The organism is Marinicauda pacifica (assembly GCF_004793635.1).
Classification (GTDB): domain Bacteria; phylum Pseudomonadota; class Alphaproteobacteria; order Caulobacterales; family Maricaulaceae; genus Marinicauda; species Marinicauda pacifica.
This window is the reverse complement of sequence record NZ_SRXV01000002.1, coordinates 379,158-404,179: the sequence shown is the minus strand read 5'-3', so window position 1 is coordinate 404,179 and position 25,022 is coordinate 379,158. Positions and strand designations below refer to the sequence as shown.

Annotated in this window: 22 protein-coding genes; 19 read left to right on the top strand and 3 right to left on the bottom strand. The window is 64.4% G+C overall.

Translation table 11 applies throughout. From position 1 onward, the window contains the following. Nucleotides 1-121 precede the first annotated feature (121 nt). The 10 genes from E5162_RS08335 to E5162_RS08290 all read left to right on the top strand — a co-directional run bounded on the left by E5162_RS08335 (nucleotide 122) and on the right by E5162_RS08290 (nucleotide 12,570). Nucleotides 122-1,978, top strand: a complete 1,857-nt coding sequence (locus E5162_RS08335) for an ABC transporter ATP-binding protein (RefSeq protein ID WP_206751077.1) — start codon at nucleotides 122-124, stop codon at nucleotides 1,976-1,978. Nucleotides 1,979-2,061: 83 nt separating this feature from the next. After that, on the top strand, nucleotides 2,062-5,046 hold the full coding sequence (locus E5162_RS08330) for a M16 family metallopeptidase (RefSeq protein ID WP_135944775.1): 2,985 nt from the start codon (nucleotides 2,062-2,064) through the stop codon (nucleotides 5,044-5,046). A 110-nt stretch (nucleotides 5,047-5,156) separates the two neighbouring features. Then, nucleotides 5,157-5,858 (top strand): FKBP-type peptidyl-prolyl cis-trans isomerase, encoded by a 702-nt coding sequence (locus E5162_RS15135; RefSeq protein ID WP_277872165.1) that lies wholly within the window; start codon nucleotides 5,157-5,159, stop codon nucleotides 5,856-5,858. Next, entirely contained in the window at nucleotides 5,855-7,009 is a 1,155-nt protein-coding gene (argE, locus tag E5162_RS08320; RefSeq protein WP_135944774.1) for an acetylornithine deacetylase, read from the top strand. Before E5162_RS15135 ends, argE begins: the two co-directional genes overlap by 4 nt. Before the next feature lie 141 nt (nucleotides 7,010-7,150). After that, nucleotides 7,151-8,161, top strand: a complete 1,011-nt coding sequence (gene gap / locus E5162_RS08315; protein ID WP_135944773.1) for a type I glyceraldehyde-3-phosphate dehydrogenase — start codon at nucleotides 7,151-7,153, stop codon at nucleotides 8,159-8,161. Nucleotides 8,162-8,198: 37 nt separating this feature from the next. Beyond that, a complete protein-coding gene (locus tag E5162_RS08310) occupies nucleotides 8,199-9,389 on the top strand; it encodes a phosphoglycerate kinase (protein ID WP_135944772.1) in 1,191 nt (396 codons plus the stop codon). A gap of 65 nt (nucleotides 9,390-9,454) precedes the next feature. Further along, entirely contained in the window at nucleotides 9,455-10,486 is a 1,032-nt protein-coding gene (locus E5162_RS08305; protein ID WP_135944771.1) for a class I fructose-bisphosphate aldolase, read from the top strand. Between the two features lie 483 nt (nucleotides 10,487-10,969). Then, nucleotides 10,970-11,656 carry a TetR/AcrR family transcriptional regulator gene (locus E5162_RS08300; protein ID WP_135944770.1) on the top strand — a complete coding sequence of 229 codons (687 nt, stop codon included), beginning with the start codon at nucleotides 10,970-10,972 and terminating at the stop codon, nucleotides 11,654-11,656. After that, a complete protein-coding gene (locus E5162_RS08295) occupies nucleotides 11,649-12,149 on the top strand; it encodes an SRPBCC family protein (RefSeq protein ID WP_135944769.1) in 501 nt (166 codons plus the stop codon). Before E5162_RS08300 ends, E5162_RS08295 begins: the two co-directional genes overlap by 8 nt. 64 nt (nucleotides 12,150-12,213) lie before the next feature. Further along, nucleotides 12,214-12,570, top strand: coding sequence for a DUF1428 domain-containing protein (locus E5162_RS08290; RefSeq protein ID WP_135944768.1), 357 nt, complete (start codon nucleotides 12,214-12,216; stop codon nucleotides 12,568-12,570). Between the two features lie 681 nt (nucleotides 12,571-13,251). Here E5162_RS08290 and E5162_RS08285 read toward each other — a convergent pair. Together E5162_RS08285 and E5162_RS08280 are read right to left on the bottom strand one after the other, a co-directional pair. Next, complete coding sequence (locus E5162_RS08285; RefSeq protein ID WP_135944766.1) at nucleotides 13,252-14,952, bottom strand: SulP family inorganic anion transporter; 1,701 nt, start codon at nucleotides 14,950-14,952, stop codon at nucleotides 13,252-13,254. Between the two features lie 77 nt (nucleotides 14,953-15,029). After that, a complete protein-coding gene (locus E5162_RS08280) occupies nucleotides 15,030-15,290 on the bottom strand; it encodes a helix-turn-helix domain-containing protein (protein WP_135944764.1) in 261 nt (86 codons plus the stop codon). 110 nt (nucleotides 15,291-15,400) lie between these two features. On the opposite strand from E5162_RS08280, the gene E5162_RS08275 reads away from it, so the two are divergent. From E5162_RS08275 to E5162_RS08255, 5 genes are all read left to right on the top strand, one after another. Next, a complete protein-coding gene (locus E5162_RS08275; RefSeq protein WP_135944762.1) occupies nucleotides 15,401-15,781 on the top strand; it encodes a DUF983 domain-containing protein in 381 nt (126 codons plus the stop codon). 62 nt (nucleotides 15,782-15,843) lie between these two features. Continuing rightward, nucleotides 15,844-16,464 carry a thiamine phosphate synthase gene (gene thiE, locus E5162_RS08270; RefSeq protein WP_135944760.1) on the top strand — a complete coding sequence of 207 codons (621 nt, stop codon included), beginning with the start codon at nucleotides 15,844-15,846 and terminating at the stop codon, nucleotides 16,462-16,464. A 119-nt stretch (nucleotides 16,465-16,583) separates the two neighbouring features. Then, nucleotides 16,584-17,537, top strand: a complete 954-nt coding sequence (locus tag E5162_RS08265) for a tetratricopeptide repeat protein (protein ID WP_135944758.1) — start codon at nucleotides 16,584-16,586, stop codon at nucleotides 17,535-17,537. Nucleotides 17,538-17,681: 144 nt separating this feature from the next. Then, on the top strand, nucleotides 17,682-18,248 hold the full coding sequence (gene efp / locus E5162_RS08260) for an elongation factor P (protein WP_135944756.1): 567 nt from the start codon (nucleotides 17,682-17,684) through the stop codon (nucleotides 18,246-18,248). Between the two features lie 4 nt (nucleotides 18,249-18,252). Continuing rightward, nucleotides 18,253-19,047, top strand: coding sequence for an inositol monophosphatase family protein (locus E5162_RS08255; RefSeq protein ID WP_371872227.1), 795 nt, complete (start codon nucleotides 18,253-18,255; stop codon nucleotides 19,045-19,047). An 83-nt stretch (nucleotides 19,048-19,130) separates the two neighbouring features. Here E5162_RS08255 and E5162_RS08250 read toward each other — a convergent pair whose 3' ends face one another. Then, a complete protein-coding gene (locus E5162_RS08250; protein WP_135944752.1) occupies nucleotides 19,131-19,583 on the bottom strand; it encodes a pseudoazurin in 453 nt (150 codons plus the stop codon). A 329-nt stretch (nucleotides 19,584-19,912) separates the two neighbouring features. Here E5162_RS08250 and E5162_RS08245 point away from each other — a divergent pair, with 329 nt between their 5' ends. The 4 genes from E5162_RS08245 to E5162_RS08230 all read left to right on the top strand — a co-directional run bounded on the left by E5162_RS08245 (nucleotide 19,913) and on the right by E5162_RS08230 (nucleotide 24,967). Next, nucleotides 19,913-20,935, top strand: coding sequence for a hypothetical protein (locus E5162_RS08245; RefSeq protein ID WP_135944750.1), 1,023 nt, complete (start codon nucleotides 19,913-19,915; stop codon nucleotides 20,933-20,935). Between the two features lie 16 nt (nucleotides 20,936-20,951). Continuing rightward, a complete protein-coding gene (locus E5162_RS08240; RefSeq protein WP_135944749.1) occupies nucleotides 20,952-21,968 on the top strand; it encodes a peptidoglycan -binding protein in 1,017 nt (338 codons plus the stop codon). A gap of 144 nt (nucleotides 21,969-22,112) precedes the next feature. Then, the gene (rpmE, locus tag E5162_RS08235) at nucleotides 22,113-22,334 is read left to right on the top strand and encodes a 50S ribosomal protein L31 (RefSeq protein ID WP_135944747.1); all 222 of its coding nucleotides are present in this window, start codon (nucleotides 22,113-22,115) and stop codon (nucleotides 22,332-22,334) included. A 1,508-nt stretch (nucleotides 22,335-23,842) separates the two neighbouring features. Next, the gene (locus tag E5162_RS08230; RefSeq protein WP_135944745.1) at nucleotides 23,843-24,967 is read left to right on the top strand and encodes a DUF3800 domain-containing protein; all 1,125 of its coding nucleotides are present in this window, start codon (nucleotides 23,843-23,845) and stop codon (nucleotides 24,965-24,967) included. Nucleotides 24,968-25,022 lie beyond the last annotated feature (55 nt).

Here is a 25,022-nt window from a genome sequence, read left to right as displayed (position 1 = left end):
GCAGGAAGGCTAGGCGCGAATGGTTACCAGCGGGTGGACTGCCCGATGGTCTGGTCTTCATCGGGCCAGTAATTATGCTGCGCGGTCGCGCGCCGGGCGCCCGATCAAGGAGACGCTGAACTTGAGTGATGCCAAGTCCCCCATCCTGCAGGTCCGCGACCTCAATATCCGTTTCGGCACGCCCGACGGTGACGTTCACGCCGTCCGCGGCATTGATCTCGAAATTCAGCCCGGCGAATGCCTTGCCGTGGTCGGAGAGTCCGGATCGGGCAAAAGTCAGACCTTTCTCGCTGCGATGGGGTTGCTGGCTTCGAACGGACGGGCCCAGGGCTCGGTCCGCTACCGGGGCGAAGAAATTCTCAACCTGCCCCCGCGCAAGCTGAATCAAGTGCGCGGCAAGTCCATGACCATGATCTTCCAGGACCCGCTGACATCGCTGACGCCCCACATGAAGGTGGGCCAGCAGCTCAAGGAGGTTCTGGACGTTCACATGAATCTCAAGGGCGCCGCTGCCGAGCAGCGCTGCATCGACTGGCTTGAACGGGTTCGCATCCCCGAAGCCCGCCGCCGGATGAACCAGTATCCCCACGAGCTCTCGGGCGGCATGCGTCAGCGCATCATGATCGCGATGGCAATGTTGTGCGAACCCGACCTGCTGATCGCCGACGAGCCGACCACCGCGCTGGACGTGACGGTCCAGTCCCAGGTGCTCGATATCATGGACGAACTTAAGGCCGAGACCGGCGCGGCAATTGCGCTCATCACGCACGACATGGGCGTGGTGGCCCGCATGGCAGACCGGGTGCAGGTCATGGAACAAGGGGCATATGTAGAAACCGGGAGCGTCGATGCGATCTTCAACGCGCCGGCACATGAATACACACGCATGCTGCTGGACGCGATGCCGCGTATCGACCAGCCCGACAAGCCCGGTCAACCCAAGCCGGAGCCCTATGAGGCAATTCGGGACAAGACGCCTGTCCTGACGGCGCGGGATGTGAAGGTCTGGTACCCGGTGACCGTGGGTGGCGGGCTATTCCCCAAGACCCGTCCGCTCAAAGCTGTGGACGGTGTGAGCTTCGATCTGCGTCCGGGCGAGACGCTGGGCGTGGTCGGCGAGTCCGGGTGCGGGAAATCGACACTGGCCCGGGCTGTCCTGCGGCTGGTGCCGGCAAGTGCCGGACAGGTCAGCTGGATCGGCAAGGACTTGCTCTCGTTGCCGAAGGAGAAGATGCGCGAGGCTCGCGAAGACCTTCAGATCGTCTTCCAGGACCCGCTCGCCTCGCTCGATCCGCGCATGACGATCGGCGCCTCGATCGGCGAACCGCTCCTGACGTTCCGCAAGCTTATGGGCCGGGCGGAACGCGAGCGCGAGATCAAGGCGATGATGGAGCGCGTGGGGCTCGATCCGAACATGATCAATCGCTATCCGCACGAATTGTCCGGCGGGCAGAACCAGCGTGTCGGAATCGCCCGCGCCATGATCCTGAGGCCGAAGCTGGTCATTTGCGATGAAGCGGTGTCGGCCCTTGATGTGTCGATCCAGGCTCAGATCATCCACCTCTTGATCGACCTGCAGAAAGAGTTCGGCCTCTCGCTGATCTTCATCTCTCACGACCTGTCTGTCGTTCGCGAGATTTCGCATCGCGTGATGGTGCTCTACCTGGGACGGGTGGTTGAACTGGCGGACCGCAAGGCGATCTACGAAGATGCGCGCCATCCCTACACCCGGGCCCTGATCTCGGCGGTGCCCATCCCGGATCCGGAGATCGAAAAGAGCCGCGAACGCATCAGGCTGACCGGCGACCTGCCCAGCCCGATGGATAGCCGCGCCCCGCTGATCTTCATGAAGTCGAAGCTGATCGACGACGAGACCGCGGAACAGTACCGGCCAGAACTGATCGAGGTCGCACCCGGTCACTGGGTTGCCGAACACGATCCGGCAACCGACGAGCCGCACGGTGCACGTGCTGTCTGACCGGGAATTCACTTGCAGGCAGGCGTGTCTGGCTTACCTTCGCACCGCAACACGGTTCTATCAGGAAAGGCCCGTCTCCCATCATGACGTCGGCGTCCAGGTTCTCGCTCTTCCTCGTTCTCGCTTTCGGGCTCCTCTTGCAGGCTTGCGGTCCCGACCAATCGGACACGCCGGATGCGCGGAACGAGACCCGGTCGCCCGCGGACGAGCAGAACGAGGCGCTGCGGGCGGCCTTCGAGGCCGCGGACTGGCCGCATGAGGCAAGCGACCTGCCGGCCGACGACGACGTCCGGTACGGCGTGCTCGACAACGGCATGCGTTACGCCATTCTGGTCAACGATACGCCGACCGACGCAGCGGCGCTGCGCCTGATCTTCGATGCCGGGTCGCTGGCCGAAGCCGATCACCAGCGCGGTCTGGCTCACTTCATCGAGCATATGGCCTTCAACGGCACGACGAATGTGCCTGAAGGCGAAATGGTGCCGCTGCTCGAGCGGTACGGGCTGGCCTTCGGGCCGGATACCAATGCCTTCACCGGGCGGGACGTGGTCGGCTATCAGCTCGCGCTCCCCAGCACGGACGACCAGATCGTCGAGACCGGGCTGTTCCTGTTGCGCGAGACGGCATCGGAGATGACGTTCGATCCCGAAGCGATCGATCGCGAGCGCGGCATCGTGTTGAGCGAGGAGCGCTTTCGCAACACGCCGGTGCGGCGCTTTTTCAATGCCTACTATGAATTTCTCTATCCCGAGACGCTGATCGCCGAGCGCGACGCGATCGGCACGACCGATGTGATCGAGACCGCGCAAGCCGAGGCGTTCGCCGACTATTACGACAACTACTACACGCCGGAGCGCGCCCTCCTGGTCGTCGCGGGGGATGTTGACCCGGATGCGATCGAGGCGAAGATTCGCGATGGGTTCGACTATTCGGTACCAGGTCTGGACGTCGACCATGTCGCGAGTTTTGCCAGCTGGGAGCAGCCCGACGACGCGCGCGGAGATCCCGACATCGGGATCGTGCCCCCCGTCACCGACGCCTCATTCGGCTATTTCTACGATCCGGAAGTGTTCACCTTGATCAGTGTGGACGTGATCGAGCCGGGGGCGGGCGATCTCGACACCATCGCCAACAGGCAGCGGGCGCTGCGCGTCCGGCTGGGCAACGCGATTGTCCAGCGCCGGCTCCAGAGCCTCATCAATTCGGGCAACTCCCCGCTGGTCCAGGCCAATCTGTCCTATACGAGCGATTTCGACCTGGCGCGGCGGGCCAATCTTCTCGCGGTCTCCTCACCCGAGAACTGGGCGGAGGGCCTGGGCGTCGTCGAACAGGAACTGCGCCGGGCGCTGGAGCACGGCTTCACGCAGGCCGAGCTCAACGAGCAGATGGCCAATCTGCACACGGCCTTGCGGGATTCCGCCGAGCAGGCCGGCACGCGCGACAGCGCCAGCCTGGCCGATTCCTTCTGGCAGGCCTGGCAGTCGGGCGACGTCTTCACGACCCCGGCCTATGATCTGCAATGGTTCGAGGCTTATCGCGGCGATATCACGGTCGAGGCGGTCGAGGCGGCATTCCGTGACGTCTGGACCCAATCGCCGCCGCAAGTCTACGTCGCTGCCAACCAGGAGGTCGATGCCCCTGAAGAGACCGTGCGTCAGGCGTGGCAGGCGAGTGCCGGTACCGAAGTCGAACCGCCGGCCGAGACAGGCGACATGGCGTTCGCCTATACCGAGTTCGGCGAGCCGGGCGAGGTAGTGTCGCGCGACCGGATCGAGGACCTCGGCGTCGACCAGCTGATCTTTGACAACGGCGTCCGCGTGAACGTGAAGACGACCGATTTCGAAGACAATGCGATCCGCGTTCGAGTCGAGTTCGGCGCCGGGGATCTGACACCGCAGCCTGTCCCGGCAGCGGGAACCATTCTTGGGGCGGTGTTCGGCGGTGCCGGGCTGGAAGCCCACAGCCGCGACGAGCTCCAGCGCATCCTGGCGGGGCGCTCGGTCGGCTACGGGCTGAATGTTTCCGAGGACAGCTTCGTGTTTTCCGAGACAACCACGCCAACCGATTTTGAACTGCAGATGCAGGTGATGACCGCCTTCATGACCGCGCCCGGCTGGCGTGCCGACGGGCTGAACCAGTTCCGCGCCATCGCCGAGGAGATCCGGCGTGGCATGAATGCCCAGGCTGTTCAGGTGGCCACCAACCGCGTCGCGCGCATGCTGCGCAGCGGCGATCCGCGCTGGGGCTTCCCGACGGAAAGCGAGATTGCCGGCTTTTCGATGGAGGCGGGTCGCGAATTCCTCTCGCCGGCGCTTGAAAGCGCCCCGGTCGAGATCACCGTGGTCGGCGACATCACGACCGAAGAAGTCGTTTCCGTGATCGCACGGACCTTCGGGGCACTCCCCGAACGCGAGAGCGATTGGCCCGCCTATGACGAGAATCGCGATGTCGAGTTCCCGGCAGCCACTGAAACGCCCGAGATTGTCCGCTTCAACGGACAGGACTATCAGGCCATGGCCAACGTGTACTGGCCGACCGATGACGGGATGGACATTCGACGCGCCCGGGTGCTGACCTTGATGCGCGCAGTCTACGACCTGAAGGCGACGGATCGCTTCCGCGAGCAGGAAGGGGCGACGTATTCGGCCATCGTGTCGAGCACACAATCGGATGTGTTCGAAGACTACGGCTATCTGTGGGTCGGTCTCGACGTGGAATCGCGCGAGATCGACCGCATGTACGAGATCGCCGATGAGCTGGCTGCCGAACTGGCCGCGGGCGATATCAGCGAAGACGAGATGCTGCGGGCGCGCCAGCCCATCCTGGAAAGCATCGAAGAGGCGCGGGAAACCAATCCCTGGTGGCTGCGTGTGCTGTCTCGGGCCCAGCGCGAGCCCGACCGTCTCGACGAGATTCGCTCCATGATGGAAGACTACCGCACGATCGGCGCCGACGAGATCGCCGAGGCGGCAGCCCGGTATCTGCAGCCGGACCGCGCCTTCCGCGTAACCATCCTGCCCCGCTCCGGCGAGAGCGCAGGCGACCGCCCCGAAGGTGCAGGCCGGTAGCGCGCCGGCAGGCGGGCTCGACTGGCTGAAACGGCCTGCTAGAGTGCGCCGCAACACCCGGCCGGGTCAGAGCCCGGCCACTACCCATTGTTTGTCATAAGGATTGGCCCGTGACCCGTTTTCTTCTTGCTTCGTCATTCCTCGTCCTGGCCGCGTGCGGCGGCGGCGCGTCCGATGAGGGCCAGAGCGACGCGGCAACGCGCGCCGGAGCGCCCGCCAGCGACGTCGAAACCCGCGAGGTGCTGGCCGAGGCCCGCGCCTGCGAGGGTGGCGAGCCGGGCGAGTTCGAATTCTCGGTCGAGGGGCTGACGGCGCTGGGCGATCCGCTCGTCTTCAACAGCACCATGTCGCAGGCCTTCATGGAGGCGGCGCGCGCGCAGACCTGTGTCGTGACACTTCAGTCGGGCTTGTCCCTGCGCATCGACCGGCCGGTCGACGATGATTCCGCTCCGAGCCCGGCCAGCGGAGACCGGGTGACGGTCCACTATGAAGGCCAGTTGATGGACGGCCAGGTCTTCGACAGCTCCTATGCGCGCAACGAACCGGCGACCTTCCCGTCCGACCGCCTGATCCAGGGCTGGGTCGAGGCTCTGCCGCTGATGCGCGTGGGCGAAGCCTGGACACTCTTCATCCCCGCCGAGCTCGCCTATGGCGAGCGGGGCACGCCCGGTGGGCCGATCGGCCCGAACCAGGCCCTGATGTTCCGCCTCGAACTACTGGACCTGCCGGTGGAAGAGGCCCAGCCCGAGACGCCCGAAGATGCCGCCGACGAGGCAGAGGGAGATCCCGGGGCGGGCGACGGTAACGAATGAGCCCGAGCGACGCGCGCGCCATACTCGAGACGCTTGTCGGTTTCGACACGACGTCCCGTAATTCCAACCTTGTGCTGATCGACTGGGTAGAAGCGTATCTGAGCGGGCTCGGCGCGCGCATCGAACGCACCGCCAGCGCCGACGGCAGCAAGGCGAACCTCCACGCCATCCTCGGGCCGGATGTGGACGGCGGTGTGGTTCTGTCCGGCCACACTGACGTCGTGCCCGTCGATGGACAGGACTGGACCAGCGATCCGTTCGCGGTCGACGAGCGCGACGGGCGGCTCTACGGGCGCGGGACGTGCGACATGAAGGGCTTCATCGCCTGCGCGCTCGCGGCCGCGCCGGAACTGGCCAAGGCCGATCTGAAGCGACCGGTTCATTTCGCCTTTTCCTACGACGAGGAAGTCGGCTGCCTCGGCGCTCCGGCGATGATCGAGAAGATGGTCGCCGGACAACCGCGCCCGGCTCTCGTGATCGTGGGCGAGCCCACCGACATGCGGGTGGTGACGGGCCATAAGGGCCTGTTCTCCATGCGGGTCGAAGTCCATGGCAAGGAAGCTCATTCCAGCCTGGTCAATGACGGCGCGTGCGCGGTCACCCATGCGGTCGAGCTGATGCATTTCCTGACCCAGGAAGCTGAAACGATGAAGCAGGCTGCGCCTGCCGACAGCCCGTTCAACCCGCCTTACGGCACGCTGACCATCGGCCAGATGGGGGGCGGCACGGCGGTGAACATCCTGGCCCGGCACGCCTGGTTCGCCTGGCTGATGCGGCCTGCGCCCTGGGATGACGGGCCGGCGCTCGGCGAACGCCTGCGCCAGAAGGCTGCCGAGGTCGAGGCCCGCATGAAGAAGGCCGCACCGGATTCGCGTATCGTGGTCAGCCCGAGATCGAACGTGCCGCCGCTACGTCCCGAAGAAAACGGACCGGCTGAAGAGCTCGCGCGCGCCCTGACCGGCGACAATTCTCCGCGAACGGTCGCCTACGGGACCGAAGCGGGCCAGTTCCAGGATGCCGGCCTGTCGGTCGTGGTATGCGGACCCGGGTCGATCGAGCAGGCCCACCAGGGCGACGAATTCATCGAACTCTCCCAGATCGACGCCTGCATGGAGTTCATGCAGAGGCTCAAGACCCGTCTGGAAGCTTAGCCTGGTACGGCGTGGCGGGCTGAGGGTGGCGCGGGCTATGGACCTCGCAACCGGAAGCGGCTAAACCGCCGCGCAACTGGGAAATGCCGTGCGCGCGGGTCATCGTCCCGTTGCGTTTCACACCATCAAAGGAGCGGGTTCATGGCCCTTCGTGTTGCGATCAACGGGTTTGGCCGGATCGGTCGTCTGGCGCTGCGCGCGGTGCTCGAGCACAAGCGCTGGGAAGAAGTCGAAGTCGTGGCGATCAACGATTCCGCAACGTCGGAAATCAACGCCCACCTGCTCAAATACGATAGCGTGCATGGCCGCTATCCCGGCGAGATCGAGACCGGGCCGGACTGGTTCGATGCCGGTTTCGGCCGGATTCAGAAGGTCTCCAACCGCGATCCTTCCCAGCTGCCCTGGAAGGATCTGGGGATCGACATCGTTCTGGAATGCACCGGCAAGTTCAATTCCAAGGACGCCGCGATGGCCCATATCGCCAGCGGTGCAAAGCGCGTGCTGTGCTCGGCCCCGGCCAAGAATGCCGACAAGACCATCGTCTTCGGTGTGAACCACGAATCCCTGACGGCCGACGATGTCATCGTGTCCAATGCCTCGTGTACGACCAACGGTCTGGCGCCGGTCGCGAAGGTGCTCAACGACGCGATCGGCATCGAGCGCGGCCACATGACCACGATCCACGCCTATACCGGCGACCAGCCCACGCTGGACCGCAACCACAAGGATCTGCACCGCGCCCGTGCCGCGGCGATGTCGATAATCCCGACCACGACCGGTGCGGCCAAGGCCGTCGGCGAAGTCCTGCCCGAGCTGAAGGGCAAGCTGGACGGTGCTTCGGTCCGCGTCCCGACCCCGAACGTCTCGCTGATCGACCTGGTCTTCACCCCGTCGCGCGAGACCACGGCGGAGGAAATCAACGCCGCGATCAAGGCGGCGGCTGAAGGCGCCATGAAGGGAGTGCTCGGCTTTGACGAGATCCCGCTGGTCTCGATCGACTATAATCACGATGCGCGCTCCTCGATCGTGGCCATCGACAAGACGAATGTTGTCGATGGCAGGCTGGCGCGCGTCATGACGTGGTATGACAATGAATGGGGCTTCGCCTGCCGGATGATCGACACTACGGTCGCCATGGGGCGCACGCTCTAGACCCGTCCGACCCTGCTGCCTGACAAAGGGACCTGCCATGTTGCGCCGAATCGAAGACGCCGAGGTTGACGGGAAGCGTGTGCTGGTGCGCGTCGATTTCAACGTGCCCATGCGCGAAGGCCAGGTCACCGACGATACCCGGCTGAAGGCGGCGCTGCCCACGATCGCGTGGCTGCGGTCGCATGGCGCGAAAGTCATCCTGGCCGCCCATTTCGGCCGGCCCAAGGGTGCGCGCGAGCCGGACATGAGCTTGCGTCCGGTCCTGGCCCCGCTCAGCGAGCTGCTCGCGACCAAGGTCTTGTTTGCCGAAGATTGTGTCGGCGAGAGCGCGGAGCGGGCCGCCAAAGCACTTCAGACCGGCGACGTCCTGCTTCTGGAGAATACCCGCTTTCACGCGGGCGAAGAGGCCAACGATCCCGAGTTTGCGGCCAGACTGGCGGGCCTGGCCGATCTCTACGTGAACGACGCCTTCTCCGCGGCCCATCGCGCGCACGCCTCCACCGAGGGCGTGGCTCATCACCTTCCTGCCTATGCGGGCAAGGCGATGGAGCGCGAAATCGACCATCTGACCGCGGCCCTGGAAGCGCCGACGCGCCCGCTGCTCGCGGTCGTGGGCGGCGCTAAAGTCTCCACCAAGCTGGATTTGCTGAAGAATCTGGTCTCGAAAGTTGACCGGCTCTTTGTCGGCGGGGCGATGGCCAACACCTTCCTGGCGGCCAAGGGCCATGATGTCGGCGCATCGCTGCACGAGGCCGATCTGTTGACGACGGCGCGCGAGATTCTGGACATTGCGGGCCAGTCCGATTGCGACATCCTGCTGCCGGTGGACGGGGTTGTGACCAAGGAATTCAAGGCGCACGCCGAACGGCGCGTGGCCCAGGTCGACGACATCAAGCCTGACGAGATGATGCTCGATTGCGGTCCCGACACGGTCGACCGGCTGGCCGACGCCATCGCGGCGGCGCGCACTTTGGTCTGGAACGGTCCGCTGGGCGCGTTCGAAACGCCGCCCTTCGATACGGCCACGGTCGAAGCGGCGAACTTCGCGGCCGGGCGCGCACGTAACCACAATCTGGTGGCCGTCGCCGGCGGCGGCGATACGGTCGCGGCGCTCAATCACGCTGGCGTGGCCGAAGACTTCACCTTCGTGTCGACGGCCGGCGGGGCCTTTCTGGAATGGCTGGAAGGCAAGACACTGCCTGGCGTGGCGGTCCTGAAAGAGGACTGAACGCGCCTGACGATCTACGCGACCGGCCTTGTATGCTTGAGATTTTGACCTTGTTGGGGGACTGAATGGATATCGACCAGCTCTACGAAACCGCGCTTCGCATGATGGCCCCGGGCAAGGGCATTCTGGCCGCCGACGAAAGCACAGGCACGATCGGCAAGCGCTTCAAATCGATCAATATCGAGAACACCGAAGACAATCGCCGCGACTGGCGCGAGATGCTGTTCCGCACCGAGCCGGCCATGAGCGACCATGTCTCCGGCGTCATCCTGTATGACGAAACGATCCGCCAGCTGGCCAAGGACGGGACGGCGCTGGTCAAGCTGATCGAGGACGCAGGCGCGGTGCCGGGCATCAAGGTGGATGCCGGCGCCAAGGATCTGGCCGGCTCGCCGGGCGAGATGATCACCGAGGGTCTGGACGGGCTGCGTGGCCGTCTGGCCGAATATTACAAGCTCGGTGCGCGGTTCGCCAAATGGCGGGCGGTGATCAATATCGGCGGCGAGGACGACGACCTCATCCCGAGCCCGTATTGCATAAACACCAATGTCCATGCGCTCGCACGCTATGCGGCGCTGTGCCAGGAAGCCAATATCGTGCCGATCGTGGAGCCCGAAGTCATCATGGATGGCAGCCACGATATCGAGCGCTGCTACGAGGTGACCGAGTTCACCCTGAAGCGCCTTTACGAAGAGCTGTTCGAGCAGGGCATCATGCTGGAAGGCACCATCCTGAAGCCGAACATGGTGATCTCCGGCAGCACCTGTCCGGAACAGGCGAGCCGCGATGAAGTCGCTGAAATGACTATACAATGTCTGAAGAATGCGGTCCCGGCGGCGGTGCCGGGCATCGCCTTCCTGTCGGGCGGGCAAAGCGACGAGGACGCGACCGCGCACCTCAACGCGATGACGTCCGGCTTCGACCTGCCCTGGCCGATGACCTTCTCCTACGGGCGCGCGCTGCAGGGTGCGCCGCTCAAGGCCTGGGGCGGCACGGACGTCGAGGCGGGTCAGAAAGCCTTCAATCACCGCGCCCGGATGAACGGTCTCGCCGCGCTCGGCGAGTGGTCGCCCGAGCTGGAGAAGACGGGCGCATAGCCTGCGTCTACCCTGACACAGCCTCCATGCAGGCAGGGCGTTTGAACGCCGCTATGTCGCGATTACCGCCCTGCGCTGCGACACGACCGGGCCACTAAACGACACGAGCCGGCGATTCCGAGAGGGGTCGCCGGCTTTTTCGTGGCCGAAGCGGGGATAAAGCCGCCCTGCGGGGCTCGCTCGAAGCGGGGATAAGTCGGGCGCCGGAGAGGGCCAGGCGGCGGGGATAATGCGGCGGGGATAATTTTCGGGCCCCCGGTCAAATTCCGGTTGCGAACATACCAACCAGTCGGTATGTTCAAGTATCAAGCCGCGTGAGCGTCGCGGGCCGCCCGGGATTCAGGCAGATCACACGCCCTGAAATCCCGGGCGAGGCCCGGGACCTTTTGGAGATTGATTTTCCAGAGACCCCGGCTTTCGCTTCGGCCGGCCGGGATTTCAGACTGCCGGGGTTTTTCAGAGTATCGGGTTTTTCAGATCGTCATGAGCAAGAGTGCTTCACCCTCTCCGCTTTCGTCTGCCTCCGGTCAGGCACCCGGCTGCCCGTCCGTTCCGGCAAGCCGCCGGCCCAATGCCCGCGAGCGCCTGCTCGATGCGGCGCTGAAGCTGATCCGCGAGACCGGCTATGCGGCCACCACGGTCGACGCGCTGTGCGCCGAGGCGGGCGCGACCAAGGGCGCCTTCTTTCACCATTTTGCCAGCAAGGACGATCTCGCGGTCGCGGCGGCGGCACACTGGTCGGAGACGACCGGGGCGCTGTTCGAGACCGCGCCCTATCACGACCCGGACGACGCGCTGGACCGCATCTTCGCCTATCTCGATTTCCGCGATGCGCTGCTGGCCGGCACGGTGCCGGAATTTACCTGCTTTGCCGGCACGATGATTCAGGAAGTCCATGAGAGCGCCCCCGCGATCCGGGATGCGGCCTATGCCTGCGTGACCGGCCACGCGCACACGCTGGAAGCCGATTTCGCCGAGGCGCTCGCGCTCTGCGGTCCGCCAGACGCACCGAGCGCGCAGAGCCTGGCTCTACATACGCAGGCCGTGCTGCAGGGTGGCTTCATCCTGGCCAAGGGCGCGGGCCATGCCGGCCCGGCGCGCGAGAGTCTGGCTCATCTGCGCCGCTATCTTGAACAGCTGTTTGACCGGAAGGAGACCGGACATGCCTGACGCCAAGTCTGAAACCGAGCTGGTGCTGGAGCGCCAACTCGACGCCCCGCGCGCTGCCGTGTGGCGCTGCTGGACCGAGCCCGACCTGCTGGAGCAATGGTTCTGCCCCAAACCCTGGCGGGTGACGGACGCGAAGATCGACCTGCGTCCCGGCGGCCGCTTCGACACGGTGATGAACGGGCCGGACGGCGAGGTGGTGCCCAATCGCGGTCAATTCGTGGAGGTCGAACCCGGTCATCGCCTGGTCTTCACCGACGCCTTTGTCGGAGACTGGCAGCCCGGCTCCGGCACGCCCTTCATGGCGGCGAGCATTACGTTTGCCGATGCGCCCGGCGGCGGCACGCTGTATCGTGCCAGCGCGCGTCACTGGTCGGTCGAGGCACGCGAGCGTCATGAGGCGATGGGCTTTCACGAAGGCTGGGGCGTCGCCGCCGATCAGCTCGAAACGCTCGCGCGCGAGATTGCCGGGCGCGCCGGGAAAGCCGCGTCGTGAGGTGCCGCCGCCTTGGAAGCGGCGGGCAGGAAAGCGTGATCAACACACCAAGGAGGACAGGATCATGGCGTATGTAGACGGATTTATCGCGGCGGTGCCGACCGCCAACAAGGACGCCTATCGCAAGCATGCCGCGGAGGCCGAGCCGGTCTTTAAAAAATACGGCGCGCTCTCGGTCGTCGAATGCTGGGGCGACGATGTGCCCGAGGGCAAGGTCAACTCCCTGCATACCGCCGTCATGCGAAAGCCGGACGAGAGCGTCGTCTTCTCCTGGGTGGTCTGGCCGTCCAGGGCGGTACGCGACGAGGCCTGGCAGAAGATGATGGACGACCCGGCGATGGCCGAGATGACGATGCCCTTCGACGGCCAGCGCATGATCCATGGCGGGTTCGAACCCATCCTCGGCGATCCGGCGGGGTGAGGGCGAGTTCGTCTTCGCGGTGAGTTTGCTGACGAGAGGCCCCGGCTCTCGCTTCGCTCGGCCGGGGTTTCAGCTTTTTCTATGGCAGCACCCTGTCCTCTCTGGGTTCCGGGTCTCGCTACGCTCGCCCGGAATGACGAAGGGAGGGGGTGGCAGCTGCCGTCCGATGCTTCGAGGCTCGCTTCGCTCGCACCTCAGCATGAGGGTATGGGTGGGGTCGACGATGAGTTGTTGAATCGAATGCCCCCCGCAGCCGATGTCGCCCATCCCCCTCACCCTGAGGTGCCCGGCGCAGCCGGGCCTCGAAGGGTCGGATGACGGGCGTTGGCGCTCTGGCCGGTCTGGGTCCTGACGTTCGTCACTAAAGAGGGGGCTGGTTATGGGATGGCAGCGCCCTGCCCTCTCTGGGTTCCGGCTCTCGCTTTGCTCGCCCGGAATGACGAAGGGTTGGGGCGGTACTTGCCGTCCGATGCTTCGAGGCTCGCTTCGCTCGCACCTCAGCATGAGGGAAGTGGGTGGGGTCGACGATGAGGCGTTGAATCGAATGCCCCCCGCAGCCGATGTCACCCATCCCCCTCACCCTGAGGTGCCCGGCGCAGCCGGGCCTCGAAGGGTCGGATGACGGGCATTGGCGCCCCGTCCTCTCCTGGGTCCTGACGTTCGTCAGGAAAGGGGGGCTGGTTATTCGATGGCGCGGCCCGCCGCTAGAGCGGCGTCGATGCTCGTCCTGTAATGGGCCCAGGGCCGCTTCAGTCCATGGGTCAGCAGGGTGCGCCGGATGTCGCGGCTTGCCCCCGTGAGCCAGAGCGTGACCCCGCGCTTGCGCGCCTTGCGAGCCAGGCCCTCGATCATGTTGGCCCCGGTCGAATCCAGGAAAGGCACCGCCGAGAAGTCGACGATCAGGACTTTGTGGCCGTCCTGGATGCGGTCGAGAACCGAGCCGATGGAGGCCGCTGCGCCGAAGAACAGCGCCCCGTTGATGCGGTAGATGACGGTATCCGGGTTTGCGGCCCGCTCCTCGCGATAATCGCCGCGCTCGTGGGCCGTGTCGGCCTCGTCGCGACCGACGAAGGCGGTGTTGGTGGCGATCTGTGTCGTGCGGCTCATGCGGTGGATGAAAAGAACCGAGCCAAGGGCCACGCCGACGACAATAGCCTCGGTCAGATCGCGGAAGACGGTCAGGAAAAAGGTGGCGCCCAGCACCGTCGCCTCGCCCCAGCCGGAGCGCACGAGGATCGCAATGGCGGGCTTCTCGATCATGTTCCAGGCGACCACGGCCAGAACGCCGGCCAGCGCCGCCAGCGGAATGTAGGACGCCAGAGGCGCGGCAACGAGCATGAATGCAAGCAGGAACAGGGCGTGGAGCATCCCCGCGACCGGGCCGTGCGCCCCGGCGCGCACGTTGGTCGCGGTGCGCGCGATGGTTCCCGTCACGCAGAAACCCCCGAACAGGGCCGATCCGATATTGGCCGCGCCCTGCGCGACCAGCTCGCAATTCGACCGGTGACGCCGCCCGGTCATGCCGTCGGCGACGACCGCCGACAAGAGGGACTCGATCGAGCCGAGCAGGGTGAAGGAGATCGCGGCCGGCAGCACCGCCACGACCTTGTCCATCGACAGGTCCGGCAGGCTGGGCACCGGCAGCGAGGACGGGATGCCGCCGTACCTGGTGCCGATCGTCTCGACGGGCAGCCCCAGGAGGGCGGCGCCCGCCGCAGCCAGTCCGATCGCGATCAGCATGCCCGGCCAGTGCGGACGCCAGCGGCGCAAGCCAAGGATGATTGCAATTGTCGCGGCGGACAGGAGGACCGCAGCCGGCGTGACGCTCTCGCGGACCGCCCACAAGGCGGGAAGCTTCTCCAGAAGCTCGCCTGGCTCAGACTCCAGCGCCAGCCCGAACAGCGCCCTGATCTGGCTGGCGAAGATGATCACCGCAATGCCTGCCGTGAACCCGATGGTCACCGGAAAGGGAATGAACTTTATGAAGACGCCGAGTCGCAGGAAGCCGAGAGCGGCCAGCATCAGCCCCGACAGCAGCGTCGCGAGGATCAGCCCGTCCATTCCGTGGAGCGCGACGGTGCTGGCCACCAGAACGATGAAGGCGCCGGCCGGACCGCCGACCTGGAAGCGCGAGCCGCCGAGCATGGAGACGAGAAATCCGCCTACGATGGCGGTGTAGAGGCCCTGCGCCGGAGTGGCGCCCGACGCAATCGCAATGGCCATGGAGAGCGGCAAGGCGATGATGGCCACCGTCAACCCGGCCATGGCGTCCGCGCGCAACTGGGCCAGGCCGTAACCTTCGCGCAGGACGGTGACGAGTTTCGGGGTGAAGAGCTCGGCGAAGCGAGGAGCGCCGCTCTGTCCTGGGGTCTGGTCTTTCATGTGTGGCCGCACCTTGGAAAGGTTGCGGCGGGATCGTCGGCATGTCGTCGGCGGTCGCCGTCGCGGGGGTTGAGGGATCAGGGTCCGGGTGGAGGTGTCTTCAGCCGCACACCGCGTCCGCCTGCCGTGCTGGCAGCGCCGTCCGCGATGAGTTCGACACCGGCGAGTTCGAGCGCCGCCACGACCCTGGTCAGGCTATCGACGACACCGCGCACATTGGCGTGGCTGGCTTCCATGCGCTGGATTGTCGGCACGGACAGTCCTGCAAGTTCGGCCAGAGTCTTCTGGTCGATGCCGAGGAGCGCACGCGCCGCGCGGACTTGAGGTCCAGTGATCATCTATGTATCCTAGGCATGATAATAGATGTTTAAAACATCAGTTCAGATATATCAACTTGCTTCCGAGACGGGAAGCAAGGGTCATCAGCTCCATTCCGGAACCTCCCTTAATGACAAACCGGCTTTCCACTCCGCCGGCGCGTCCGACCGGCCGGGCTATCTGGCGCGGCGTGCGCCATCGTTGCCCGGCGTGCGGCAGAGGCCGCCTGTTCACCGGATACCTTAAACCGGTCGCGACCTGCGCAAGCTGTGGAGAGGACCTGTCGGCCATCCGGGCCGAGGACGGCCCATCCTGGCTGACCATCCTGCTGCTCGGCCCGGTCGTCGTGCCGGCCGCGCTGTTTCTGGCCTTCAGCGGCGCGCCGCAAATCGTGCTCATCCCCATGTCCGCTTTCGTGCTCATGGCGGGGGTCCTGCTCCTTCTGCCCCGGGTCAAGGGCGGCTTCATCGGGGCGATCTGGGCCATGGGCATTCAGTCGAGCGGGCGCTGAAGTCTGGCCCCAGGCGGTATCGCCCACTTCCCCCGCGGCTGATCCTGCGCTACTCCGCCCTCATGAAAGCCCAGCTCTATCTTCTCACCCCGCCGCGCATCGACGATGCCTTTCCCGCCCTGCTGGAGTCCGTGCTCGATGCCGGGCCGGTCGCGGCCCTGCAGATCCGGCTGAAGGAGCACAGCGAGGCGGAGGTGCGCAGTTACCTGCCGCGCCTGATCGAGATCGCCAGGGCGCGCGGTGTCGCGGCCATCGTGAACGATTCCCCGGACCTCGCCCGCGAGTTCGGCGCCGATGGCGTGCATGTCGGCCTGTCCGATACGCCCTACGCCGAGGCGCGCGCCACGATGGGCAAGGAGGCGATCGTCGGCGTGACGTGTCACAATAGCCGCGATTTGGCCATGAACGCGGGCGAGAAAGGGGCTGATTACGTCGCGTTCGGAGCCTTTTACCCGACGCAGACCAAGCAGCCCAAGGCCACCGCGCCGATAGAGATCCTCGAATGGTGGAGCGAGATATTCGAAATTCCCTGTGTCGCGATCGGCGGTATCACGCCGGACAATGCCCGGCCTCTGATCGAGGCGGGCGCGGACTATATCGCCGTGTCCTCCGGGGTCTGGGCCTATCCGGACGGACCGCAGGCCGGGGTCGAGGCCTTCTCGCAGCTCTTGGCCTCCTCCTAGCGCTGCCCTTCGGCGCGCTGGCCCAGGACGACCCGTCACTCCCGCCGAGCCTGGCCGACGAAATCAACCGCAATCGCGCCGGCGACGCCGTCGAGGGCCGCTCGACCTCCAATGCCGCCATGGCACAGGCGTCGGGCGCCTATCTGGTCGGCGATTATGCCGGCGCACTGCTGCATGCCGAGCGCGCTGCGGCCGCAGGCGAGGCGCGCGGCGCCACGCTCGCCGGTCATATCAAGCTGCACGGGCTGGACGGCGAGCCGGACGACCGGGCGGCGGTGCGCTGGTTCACCCGCGCGGCCGAACGCGGCGAACCCGATGCGCTGATCGCCCTGTCGCGCCTGGCCCAGGCCGAGCGCGGCGGCCTGTCGGCCTGGCAGGCGGGCGATTATCTCGACCGGGCGGCCCAGACCGGGGATGCGCGCGCGGCGCTTGAATACGGCCTCTACCTGATGGAAAGCGGCGATCCGGCGCGCGCGTCGGACACGCTGGACTGGCTGCGCCTGTCGGCGGAGTCCGGCTATGCCCAGGCCTATTCGGAATATGCGATCGCGCTCGACCAATGGGTGCACGGCCCGCACGACCCGGCCCGGGCGCTCGACTGGTACGAGCGCGGCGGACTGGCCGGCGATCCCCACGCCGCGCTTCAGGCCGGCCTGCTCTACCTGTCTGGCGAAGCGGGCGCGCAAGACCAGGCGCACGGCGCCGAACTGGTCGAGATGGCCGCCGAAATGAATCTTCCCGCCGCGATGGGCCAGACCGCGCTGCTGTATTTCCAGGGCGAGGGCGTGCCGGCCGATCCGGCGCGCGCGGTGAGCTGGGCGCAGGCGGGGGCCCGGGCCGGCGACGCGGAAAGCCAGTTCCTGCTGGCCTATGCGCTGGCGACCGGCGAAGGCGCGGCGGTCAACCGGCGCGACGCCTATCTCTGGGTGTTGCGGGCCGGCCAGCCCGGCCAGGGCAGCCTGGCCGAAGACAGCGACCGGGCGCAGCTGGAAGCGGCGCTGGAACGCGTGCTCGATCCGGCCGTGGCCGCCCAGGTGCGCGAACAGGCGATCCTGACGGCGGCCGACTTCTAGTTCGCCGCCCATCTGCCTTGCCCCGCCGGGGCGGTGCTGTTAAAGGGGCGCCGCACAGGCCCTCGCGCCCGCATCATGCGCGAGAGAGCTTCATGACAGGCCGGCACGCCTCCTTCCGCCCGCCATTCCAGGACGACATTTTCGATGAAGATCAACGGTAACGAAATCAGACCGGGCAATGTGATCCAGCACGACGGCGGCCTGTGGGTCGCGGTCAAGACCGATCACGTCAAGCCGGGCAAGGGCGGCGCCTTCGCCCAGGTCGAGCTGAAGAATTTGATCGACGGCCGCAAGCTGAACGAGCGTTTCCGGTCCGCCGACAAGGTGGAGCGCGTGCGCCTGGAGCAGAAGGATCACCAATTCCTGTTCTCCGACGGCGACATGCTGACCTTCATGGACACCGAGAGCTACGAGCAGATCGCCCTGCCGATGGAATTCGTCGGCACCGAGCGCGCCGCCTTCCTGTCGGACGGCATGATGGTGACGCTGGAATTTCACGAAGAGCGGCCCATCGGCTTTTCCCTGCCCCAGCACGTGGAGATGGAAGTCATCGACACCGAGCCGGTGGTGAAGGGCCAGACCGCGGCCAATTCCTACAAGCCGGCCATCCTGACCAACGATGTGCGCAGCCAGGTGCCGCCCTTCGTGGGCGTGGGCGAGCGCATCGTCGTCGCGACCGAAGACGGCAGCTACGTGCGACGGGCGGACTAGGGTCTTGGGACAGGTTTCTGCACTGATTCAGGTGATGACCGATGCGGCCCGCAAGGCGGGCCGCCGGCTGGCGCGCGACTTCAACGAGATCGAGAATCTGCAGGTCTCGAAGAAAGGCCCGGCCGATTTCGTCTCCAAGGCCGACTTCAAAGCCGAGGAAATCATCTTCGACGAGCTGTCGCGGGCCCGGCCCGGCTATGGCTTCCTGATGGAAGAACGCGGCGCGGTCGAAGGCAGCGACAAGACCCATCGCTGGATCGTCGATCCGCTGGACGGCACGCTGAACTTCCTCCACGCCCAGCCCCATTTCGCGGTCTCCATCGCGCTGGAGCGTGAAGGCGAACTGATCGCGGGCGTGATCTACAATCCGGCCTCCGACGAGCTGTTCCACGCCGAAAAAGGGCGCGGCGCCTACATGAATGACCGGCGCCTGCGCGTTTCCTCGCGCCGCCACCTGGAAGAATGCGTGATCGCGACCGGGACGCCCTATTTCGGCAAGAAGGGCCACGCGCAATTCCTGAAAGAACTGCACAAGATCATGCCGTTCGCGGCCGGCATACGGCGCTATGGCGCGGCGTCGCTGGACCTGGCCTGGACCGCAGCGGGCCGGTTTGACGGGTTCTGGGAGCGCACGCTGCAGCCCTGGGACATCGCGGCGGGCATCGTGATGGTGCGCGAGGCGGGCGGCTATGCCGGATCGATCACCGGCACGGGCGACGTGATGGAAACCGGCGATATCGTGGCCGGCAACGAAGCCATGATGAACGAGCTGAGAAAGCGCCTCGCCGACGCGGCCTAGACTGCAATCGGCCAGTGACGGACAAAAAACGGCGCGCCTTGAAGGCGCGCCGTTTTGCATTGTGCGGTTGAGATCGCGCCATGCTACTCTGCGGCGGCCTGGGCCAGCAGGCCTTCGAGCGTGCGGCGGGCGAGCGGGGGATGGCGCACGCCCGAGGCTTCTTCAAGGTTGGCCGGTTCGCCCTCGCCGACCTTGATCAGCGCGACCATGCCCATGCCGTAATGGGGCAGGCATTTGATGCCGTAGACTCCTTCTTCGGTCAGCGTGACCGAGACGTCCTGATTCATCCGGCCGGTGAACAGCTCGGCGCCCTCCGGCAGCATGCCGGGAATGGACTGTGCGTTGTGGGTCGGCTGGGTGGACACGAAGGTCACGGTGTCGCCGGGCGCGACCTCGAGATAGTTGGGCACGAAGACCATCGAGCCGCCATCCGGCCCGCGCGTGTACATCTCGATTTGGTGGTCCTCGGCCATGGCCGAGCCGGCGAAGACGAGACCGGCCATCGTGGCGGCGGCCATAACGGAAAGCGATTTCATCGTGGATCTCCCTGGATCATCGCGAAGCGCGACACGTGCCGCGTCTGGATGAGACCCGATATACGCCGGCCTGCGCACAATTCACTGCGGCAAACTGGCCGCGGCAAAATGACCAAGCCTTTGAAAATGCGGTGTTTTGACGCAAGGGCAACAGGCGGGGCAACGGGCAGGGCGCCGCGGCGCGGCGCGCCGGGTAACCGGCGGGCCGGGAAAGCAGAGCATGGCCGGCTTGTCGCCAAAGCGCCGCCTAAAAACAGTCAAAGAGCTTGCCTCTGATACCTGACCGCGCAATCCATGGTATCCGAACGGGTGATGAGGAGGTCCAGTTCATGGCCGCACGCGATTTGCCGCCGCCGCCCCCGCCGCGCAAGGTGAAGTTCACCGGGCCCGGTCAGTATATCCTGTGGATGGGCGTCTTCCTGGCTGCTGTGGCCGCCGTGGCGCTTCTCATCATCGAGCCGTTGCTGACCGCCTTCCAGGCCAATCCCGCCATCAATGGCGTGATCCTGGCGGTGCTGGTCATCGGCATTGTCTACACCTTCGCCCAGGCCATCGCGATCGGGCCGAGCGCGCGCTGGCTGGTCCGGCTGCGCGACAGCGACGACGCCACGCGCCTGCCGGCGCCCCCGGCGCTGATCGCGCCGATGGCCACGCTGGTCGCCGAAGCCTCCGACGGCCGCGCGCGCCTGTCGGCGGCCTCCACCCGCGTCGTGCTGGACAGTGTCGCGGCGCGCATGGCCGAGAGCGGCGCGTTCACGCGCTATTTCGGCCGGCTGCTGATCTTCCTCGGACTGCTGGGTACGTTTTACGGCCTTTTGCTGGTCGTCGGCGATGTCGGCGAGGCGGTGCGCGCGGTCTCGGCCACGGCAACCGGCGGGGAAGCGGATGCGGCGGCCCTGATGCGCGCGATCGAGGACCCGATCTCGGGCATGGGCACGGCCTTTGCCTCCTCGCTCTTCGGTCTCGCCGGGTCGCTGGTCATCGGCTTTCTCGAATTGCAGGCGAGCCGGGCGCAGAACCGTTTCTATAACGAGATCGAGGAATGGCTGTCGTCCATATCGCGCCTCAGCGCGGCGGCGCCGGCCGGGGCTGCGCCCAGCGAGGACGGGGAGATGAGCTCGGCCTATATCGGCGCGCTGCTCGAACAGACGACCGATGCGCTCGACCGGCTGGCCCATACGATGGAGCGCCAGAACCGGGCGCTGGAAACCACGATGGGGCGCATTGCCGAGGATGCGGCCGAAAGCCAGCGCGAAGCCGCACGCATGCTGCGCGACGAGATCAAGGTGCTGATCCGCGCGCTGGAAGCCCAGGCGAAGATGAGCCGCGGGCGCGGCGGCGACGACCACTAGAAGGGGGACGCACACCTTGGCACTGCCCCAGCATCTAAGGATCAGCCAGAGCGATAGCGGCGATTACTGGCCGGGCTTCGTGGATGCGCTGGCGACGCTGCTCCTGGTCATCATCTTCCTGCTGGCGGTGTTCACCGCCGGCCAGTTCGCGCTGTCCCAGGCCCTGACCGGGCGCGACGAGCAGCTGGCCGAACTCAATGCCCGCCTGTCCTCGCTCGCCGAGCAACTGAACATGGCGCGCAGCGAGAACGAGCAGCTCTCCCTGCAGATTTCCAGCCTGACCGACGAAAACGCAGCGCTGAGCGCGGCCAATGCCGAGATGAGCGAGGAGCTGAACGCGGTCGGGGCGCGCCTGGCGGCGGTGTCGGACTCGCTGGAGGAGGAAGAGGCGTTGAACGAGGAGGCGCAGGCCACCATCACGCTTCTGAACAACCAGATGGCCGCCCTGCGCGAGCAGCTGGCCCGCCTCAACGAGGCGCTGGAGGCCAGCGAGGCGCGCGAGGAAGAGCTGGAAAGCCAGATCGTCAATCTGGGCGAGCGGCTGAACGCGGCGCTGGCAAGCCAGGTGGCGCGCCTGGCGCGCTATCGCTCCGAATTCTTCGGCCGGCTGGTGGAGATCCTGGGCAACCGCACCGGGGTGCGCGTGGTCGGCGACCGCTTCGTGTTCGAGACCGATGTGCTCTTCCAGTCCGCCTCGGCCACGCTGTCGCCGGAAGGGCGCCAGAGCCTGGAGCCGATTGCCGATGCGATCATCCAGCTGACCGATGAAATCCCCGAGGATATCGACTGGATCTTACGCGTGGACGGGCATACCGATCCGATTCCGCTTGGCCCCAACGCGCCGTTCGACAGCAATTTCGAGCTCTCCACCGCGCGGGCGCTGTCGGTGGTGGAAGCCTTCATCGACATGGGCGTGCCGCCCAGCCGCCTGCTGGCGGCCGGGTTCGGCGAGCATCACCCGATTGCCGAAGGGCGCGATCCGGCCTCGCTGGCGCGCAACCGGCGCATCGAGCTGAAGCTCACCGATCGCTAGCCTGCGCAGCGCTGGGCACTATGCCTTGCGCGCCCGGTGCGAGGGGTGTATAGACCGCCGCTCGAAATTCAGTTTGCGTGCGCGGGGCGGCCGGACCAGGGCCGCCTCAATAGCTTGAAAAAACGACCTGCCGGAGCGGCGACCATGAAAAAAGACATTCATCCGGACTACCACTTCGTCGAAGTCGTGATGACCGACGGATCCAAGTTCAAGACCCGCTCCACCTACGCCAAGGAAGGTGCGACGATCACGCTGGACATCGATCCGCGCACCCACCCGGCCTGGACCGGCGGCAGCCAGCAGCTGCTTGATCGCGGCGGCCGCGTGTCGCGCTTCAAAGACAAGTTCAAGGGCTTCGGCGTCTAAACACGCCCTTACCCCCCCTCAACACGAGGGCGTCAGGGTCCATTTCGACCCAGCGCCAAGGCCCTTTTGAGAGACGCCCGCAGCACCCCTCAGCTGCGGGCGTCTTTCTGTTTGGGGGTGTGGGCTTTGCCGTGTGGGCGATGCGCGGCTAATAGGCCGACAATCAAACTTACGAGTAGCCCGGAAATTCGCGAAGGTTTTCGGGACGGGGAAATCGGTTCCGGGTGCGGAGCTAAAGGCCCGCGACCGAAGCATCGCGGAAACGATCATTTTCGCGATGGATAGGGCCCATCCGGTGCGACCGGTACCTAACCTCGTCCCGCCGATAGGTGGCGTCTAAGCAGAACGACCGACCATACTATAAGCCAACGCAATCGTTAAAATAATGGCTAGGGAAAAAAGGAACGAAGAAGCGCCAAACAGAATCCAGAAAAGACTTATTTCGCGCTCATCTCGACCTGAACCTAATACGATTTTTTCATACCAAGCTTGCCGCAAAAAAGACAGACGGGGCAATACTGAATTTCGTATCTAGCTCTACACTAAGTGTGATTGCTGTCGACAATCCGACCGTTAGCCCAACGCCATTACCGGTCGCCAACCAGACTAGTATTCCGCGAAACTCCTCAAAGACGGGATTTTCGGGAATGTCAGGAGTTTCTCGGGTGCTCATCTCGATTCACCTAAAATGCTGACAGGCCGACGATTAAGTCACCTACGCCGAGTCGGCGCGTAGAGTCACATCCTTTGCTTCGTGACCGCGGGTTAAACGGGGACACACACCTATTTCACACCCATCAGGCTTTGGTCTTGGAGGGGCTGGCTGGTTTCAGTCAGGAGGGTGCGAATGAACAAGTTTATCTGGCTACCCCTGACGCTCATTACCGCATTTTGCTACTTAATCGGCTGCGGAGAAGTCCAAGACGCAGAAGGAATCTGCACATGGCACTGCCTTACAGACGAAAGCGCTGCCCCGGAGAATTTTAGCGGAACACTTTTTTTGGACGGGAATGTGGAACGTTCTGCTGATGAGTTAATTGTCACCGCATCTCAAGCGGGAGTCTTCTCCGCAGAGAGGTCGGAGCAAGCGTCACTTGTCTCAAAGTTCCATTTGCCAATTCGCCACACAAATTGGTCCTGCGGTCTGGATCGCCTCGCTGCGGTTCGATACGTACTCTTAAAAATAGAAAACGGACAGGTTGAGGGGGCTTCTCTAGGCTATGAATTGGAGCGTCAACGGTGCTTCTACAGCAAAAAGCTGGAAATCGGGAGCACACGAATTCGGGGACGCACACCCTTTTACTGCTCGCCCGGCAGGCTCGCGCCCAAGCACACCGGGATCGAGCGTGCGCTTTCATGTCGACCGGCGCGAGCATAGGCTGACGCCTGCCAGATGCAGCCGGCTTCTCGGCGGAGTGGAAAAGAAGAAATAGGTGTGTGTCCCTTTTTTTAGGCCGAACGGGATGGGCAAAAAATTTGCTTCTTTTTATGCGAGGTTGAATTGAATAATGGACATCAATGATATTCGAGATTTACCGATAAAAGCCTTTGGCCTCGTAGGAGCAGATTCACATTATGTGTTTTATTATGACGAGACCAACAACATTAAGAAGCTTCGCATCAAAGAAGACCGCTTCAATGTCTCGGACCCGTCCGTGTTTGTCCTGGGTGGTGTCGTCCATAGCGGCCCGCCTCGCGTGCTGGACATTCAATCCCTTCGCGATGCGATGCGTATCCAGAAAAGTGCGCCCGAGATCAAATTCGAACACGTTGCTAAGGGCGGATTTATTGATGTATTGAAGTCAAACAAGATCGCCATCTTTCTGCAATGGATTGCCGATAACGACCTACTTGCTCACTATCACGCCCTAGACCCCATCCATTGGGCCTTAGTCGACATTATAGACTCTATTCTCCACGGATTAGCTGAGCCGCATTTTTATGCTCTACACCACGACCTCAAAGCTGATTTAACGGCATTGCTGCGAGCCGACTTGGGCGCGACAGCAAGCATGTTCTACCGATACGATTACCCTAATCTCACGCCAGAGAATAGAAAGCCTTTCCTGAACGATTTGCTCTGTATTCTGGAGCGCGAACATGGGCTACTACCAGATTTCAACGCGATGATGTTGAAGGGGATGCTTCAGGCTGGACGCAATATTCCAAGCATGGAATTCATTGAGGGCTTCGAACCGCACGAACTTATACAGGATTTTTCGATCTTTTATGTGAATCGAATTGCGATTTTCAAGAACTCGGAGCATATTCTTGACGACGAAGATACTGTTCAAAAAGAAATCGATGCTATGAAGCTTTCGTCAGGCGGACAACTTGTGGGTCATTATAGGTTTTCCGACTCGAAGTCCGAACCTGGCATTCAAATCTCAGACGTTGTCGCAGGGCTGATTGGAAAAATGTACACTTGGCTCGTACAGACCCCCGCGGAGGAGGTCGTAACGGCAAGGGCGTCACTTGACGGTGTCGCTTTGAAGAACGCAGAGCTGCTTAGAGATTTAATCGATGCCTCAGACGAGGCCAATATCGCTTTTTTGCACCACGTGATAAGCACGCGTGACCTCGAAAAAATGAACATCTTTCTCCGAACCGTCGGCAGTGGGTTCGAAGTCTAGGTCTGGTTTCAGAGCATTTTCGAGCCGCGAAACCAGTGTCCACTTTTGCTGAAAA

Coding starts and splice junctions, on each gene's coding strand:
- E5162_RS08330 (WP_135944775.1), top strand. CDS start 2,062: ATGACGTCGGCGTCCAGGTTCTCGCTCTTCCTCGTTCTCGCTTTCGGG.
- argE (WP_135944774.1), top strand. CDS start 5,855: ATGAGCCCGAGCGACGCGCGCGCCATACTCGAGACGCTTGTCGGTTTC.
- gap (WP_135944773.1), top strand. CDS start 7,151: ATGGCCCTTCGTGTTGCGATCAACGGGTTTGGCCGGATCGGTCGTCTG.
- E5162_RS08310 (WP_135944772.1), top strand. CDS start 8,199: ATGTTGCGCCGAATCGAAGACGCCGAGGTTGACGGGAAGCGTGTGCTG.
- E5162_RS08305 (WP_135944771.1), top strand. CDS start 9,455: ATGGATATCGACCAGCTCTACGAAACCGCGCTTCGCATGATGGCCCCG.
- E5162_RS08300 (WP_135944770.1), top strand. CDS start 10,970: ATGAGCAAGAGTGCTTCACCCTCTCCGCTTTCGTCTGCCTCCGGTCAG.
- E5162_RS08295 (WP_135944769.1), top strand. CDS start 11,649: ATGCCTGACGCCAAGTCTGAAACCGAGCTGGTGCTGGAGCGCCAACTC.
- E5162_RS08290 (WP_135944768.1), top strand. CDS start 12,214: ATGGCGTATGTAGACGGATTTATCGCGGCGGTGCCGACCGCCAACAAG.
- E5162_RS08285 (WP_135944766.1), bottom strand. CDS start 14,952: ATGAAAGACCAGACCCCAGGACAGAGCGGCGCTCCTCGCTTCGCCGAG.
- E5162_RS08280 (WP_135944764.1), bottom strand. CDS start 15,290: ATGATCACTGGACCTCAAGTCCGCGCGGCGCGTGCGCTCCTCGGCATC.
- E5162_RS08275 (WP_135944762.1), top strand. CDS start 15,401: ATGACAAACCGGCTTTCCACTCCGCCGGCGCGTCCGACCGGCCGGGCT.
- thiE (WP_135944760.1), top strand. CDS start 15,844: ATGAAAGCCCAGCTCTATCTTCTCACCCCGCCGCGCATCGACGATGCC.
- E5162_RS08265 (WP_135944758.1), top strand. CDS start 16,584: ATGGCACAGGCGTCGGGCGCCTATCTGGTCGGCGATTATGCCGGCGCA.
- efp (WP_135944756.1), top strand. CDS start 17,682: ATGAAGATCAACGGTAACGAAATCAGACCGGGCAATGTGATCCAGCAC.
- E5162_RS08250 (WP_135944752.1), bottom strand. CDS start 19,583: ATGAAATCGCTTTCCGTTATGGCCGCCGCCACGATGGCCGGTCTCGTC.
- E5162_RS08245 (WP_135944750.1), top strand. CDS start 19,913: ATGGCCGCACGCGATTTGCCGCCGCCGCCCCCGCCGCGCAAGGTGAAG.
- rpmE (WP_135944747.1), top strand. CDS start 22,113: ATGAAAAAAGACATTCATCCGGACTACCACTTCGTCGAAGTCGTGATG.
- E5162_RS08230 (WP_135944745.1), top strand. CDS start 23,843: ATGGACATCAATGATATTCGAGATTTACCGATAAAAGCCTTTGGCCTC.